At 51.1% G+C, this 3,101-nt stretch carries 4 protein-coding genes; 2 read left to right on the top strand and 2 right to left on the bottom strand.

The window, feature by feature from the left end:
• The first annotated feature begins 1,100 nt into the window (after positions 1-1,100).
• Positions 1,101-1,589, top strand: a complete 489-nt coding sequence (locus ACLW56_RS24930; RefSeq protein WP_330986287.1) for a DUF1436 domain-containing protein — start codon at positions 1,101-1,103, stop codon at positions 1,587-1,589.
• Between the two features lie 52 nt (positions 1,590-1,641).
• Here ACLW56_RS24930 and ACLW56_RS24925 read toward each other — a convergent pair whose 3' ends face one another.
• Entirely contained in the window at positions 1,642-1,953 is a 312-nt protein-coding gene (locus ACLW56_RS24925) for a SymE family type I addiction module toxin (protein WP_330986286.1), read from the bottom strand.
• 74 nt (positions 1,954-2,027) lie between these two features.
• Complete coding sequence (locus ACLW56_RS24920; RefSeq protein WP_330986285.1) at positions 2,028-2,429, bottom strand: helix-turn-helix transcriptional regulator; 402 nt, start codon at positions 2,427-2,429, stop codon at positions 2,028-2,030.
• A 98-nt stretch (positions 2,430-2,527) separates the two neighbouring features.
• On the opposite strand from ACLW56_RS24920, the gene ACLW56_RS24915 reads away from it, so the two are divergent.
• Positions 2,528-3,101: CHC2 zinc finger domain-containing protein (locus tag ACLW56_RS24915; RefSeq protein ID WP_330986284.1), on the top strand; the 574-nt coding region annotated here is incomplete at its 3' end.

The raw sequence follows: 3,101 nt of genomic DNA, 5'->3' as shown, positions 1-3,101 counted from the left end.
TAATCTGCATTATGTCGGGCGCCCCCGCGTGTGGCACTTCAGCCCGGCGCAGCGCACAGCTTCGCTCTGCTGTCGGTCGCGTCACGTCACTTAACCACCGCAGTCGCCGCCGTCCATGGCGGCTCCGGTGGTCACTTCAGCTTCTTCATCGTGTTCAGCCAGAGCATCAAGGGGGTGTCGGCCTGCGGCCTCCGCTTAAGGCGTTAATGCCCGCCCGGCGTGGGTCTGTCGCCGTCGGGTCGTGCCACGCGTGTCACTCCTTACCGCCGTCGCCAGCCAATGCATCCCGCCCGGGTTCAGCGTGGTCATGCAAAAGCAAACCCCGGTCTGGCAGGTGTGCCACCTGCGGGCCTCGCCAGCCCGCGCCCGGCCAACCCGTGCCGGAACCGCAGCAAGCAGCGGCCCCGGCACGGGTTACATGAAGGGGTAATGATGGCGCTCACAGAAAAAGACAAGGACAAAACAAGACATTAACGGCAGCGGCCGTCGCCGTTATACTGGCCTCCGGCGCAAAAGTGCGCGTCGGGCGTTGCGTGCTAACGTGTTGTTAAAGATGTGAAATTGGCTCTTTAAAAAGCGAGGCGTGGCGCGGGCGGTAGCGTGTTAAAAAGTACGATGCCGTCGGGATCGTTCCTATGACCCGATAGGGCTAAGAGGCGGTACCAACCCTTATAGTTACGTATCGAATCCGCTGAGCTGGATCGATCCGCTGGGGTTATGTAAAAAAACGAGCCAGGTCCAAATTAATAGAGCTAATGGAAAAGCCTGGGAAGCAAATGTCACTCAAGCAGCTAAAAACAAATACGGTGCTGATAATGTATTAGAGCAGGTCTATATACGTCCTATAGATGCTAATGGTAATCCTGTTGGTTACAGAGTCGTTGTTGATAATGTAATAACACCCCCCAACTCTCCGATTAAACTAGTGGATGCAAAGGCATCAACCACAGCCCCGTTTACAAAAAATCAGAAAACAGGGTATCCTTTATTATCTCAAAATGGGGGTGTCATTGAGAGCGGTCCTTTAGCTGGAACGACCATAGGCCCAACAAGTGTGAGTCGAATAGATCCAACAACCATTGGGAACTTATAGGATTAATATGCAAAAACATGATGTTATTATTTACGAATATGATAATAGGTATTCTATTATCCAGCGTTCAAAGCAGGATAAGCGACAGGATGAATGCCCTAGTGAAAATGTAGTGCTGGCAGGTAGTTTACCTAAAGATGTTCCCCATTCTTTACTGGGAGAAACAGTACTAAAAGCTATCGATAACTACGGCGTTATTGACCCTTCTTATTTCCCCTGGGAACTCAAGGAGTTAAGAAAACAACTCTGTAGTTGGGTCGGTGCAAAGTCTTATGCAGGATTATTAAAAAATAGCAGGCTGGTTATTGCTCAAAAGAATTTTGATGAAAACAGAATAGAAATAATTCCTTTTGATAACTTTAATATAAACAAATGGGAAACAATGCTATTGGATAGAATGATATGTATTCCTTTTGATTCAGAACATGATAAAATAGGTATATCTGTTGATAAAGCGTTTTCTATTGCAACATTCCATCCAGAAAGAAAAATATAATTTTAATTGCCGGGATGATCTCATCACCCCGGCTTTTATTATCCTCAATCCGCTAAGCGACCAGCGCCTTTATCCCCATCGCCGCCTCTTTAAACTGGTAAAGTTCAGCCTTCAGGGCCTGCACTTCACTGGTATCCGCAATAATCGTCAGCACGCCATCCGATATTTTCACCGTTACGCCCGTCCCGGTATCAAATCCCGCTTCCTTCAGCCAGTCGCCTTTAAGCATCAGACTCGGATGGCGGGAATAATAGCGCGTCCGGAATGTTTTGGGGTCGGCGTGCCGCGCGGTTATATAACTCACCTGGTAACGGCGCTGCGTTTTGGAAATCTTCCGTTCTGCCGTAGAATGCTTCTCAGCCATAATTAACTACCTCTTTTAGTTACTTGTGGTCAGCGGCGGTAATGAGGTGCAAACTCGCTACCGCCGCGCTGTTTTTAACGTTGCCTTACACTCTTCTTCACTGCCTTCTCGACGTTGGCTTTAGTCACAAAACTGTCGATCACCATAATCAACGCTCTTTGCTCTTCATCCGGCAGCGCATCAGCCTGCTGCCAGAGTTCGTGTAACTCGGCGTTGCGGATCTTCACATCCTTGCTGGTATCAACCCGGCCAACCAGCTCATCAAGCGAAACCTGCAACACTTCAGCCAGCTTAAGCAGCGTCTCCAGCTGTGGCGAAATATGCCCCCGCTCCCAGCGGTTATAGGCTCTGGGTTGTACGTCAATCATCTCAGCAAGACGTGTCTGGGTAAGCCCTCTGGCTTCTCTCAGTTCTTTCAGACGTTCGGAAAAAGCAGACATATCAAGACCTGTTATCAGGAAATCAATAGTTGTCATTGTATGTCCTCTTTTTTAGCTGCCTGTTGTAATGGGTATATAATGTGATTACTATATATCACATATATGTCCATTGACAAGGTTTTAGAGGTATCCACATGGCCCGCATCCCCGAAGCAGAATTACAGCATCTGAAAGCCGCCGTCTCCCTGGTTGCCGTGGCGAAAGCGCAGGGCCGGAAACTGCTCCGAAAGGGAAAAGACTTCGCGGTGCTGTGCCCGTTCCACGACGAAAAAACCCCGTCATGCGTGCTGTCGCCTGCCAAAAACCTCTATCACTGCTTCGGCTGCGATGCCGGGGGCTCGGTCATCGACTGGCTGATGCACACTGAAAAACTCAGCCTGCGTAAGGCGGTGGAACGGCTGCGCGGTGAGCTGGGCGACAATCCTTCTGTTCAGCCGCTGGTTGCCTCGTCCGCCGCTGTCGCTCAGGATGAAGCGGGCCGTCAGGCGCTGCTCTCACGCGTGGCGGCGTTCTATCACCACACGCTGCTCAACGCCCCGGAAGCGATGGTCTATCTCGAAAAGCGCCGCCTCAATCACCCTGAACTGGTCGCCACCTTTAACCTCGGCTTCGCTAACCGCACCCTGGCCTACCGGCTGCCGTCGAAAAAACTCAAGGAAGGCGCGGCGCTGCGGGCGCAGTTGCAGGCCACCGGCATCCTGCGCGAGT

The organism is Pantoea sp. sgz302252, from assembly GCF_047713085.1.
In the GTDB taxonomy this organism is placed as follows: domain Bacteria; phylum Pseudomonadota; class Gammaproteobacteria; order Enterobacterales; family Enterobacteriaceae; genus Scandinavium.
This window is presented reverse-complemented; position numbering and strand designations above follow the sequence as displayed.

Coding starts and splice junctions, on each gene's coding strand:
- ACLW56_RS24930 (WP_330986287.1), top strand. CDS start 1,101: ATGCAAAAACATGATGTTATTATTTACGAATATGATAATAGGTATTCT.
- ACLW56_RS24925 (WP_330986286.1), bottom strand. CDS start 1,953: ATGGCTGAGAAGCATTCTACGGCAGAACGGAAGATTTCCAAAACGCAG.
- ACLW56_RS24920 (WP_330986285.1), bottom strand. CDS start 2,429: ATGACAACTATTGATTTCCTGATAACAGGTCTTGATATGTCTGCTTTT.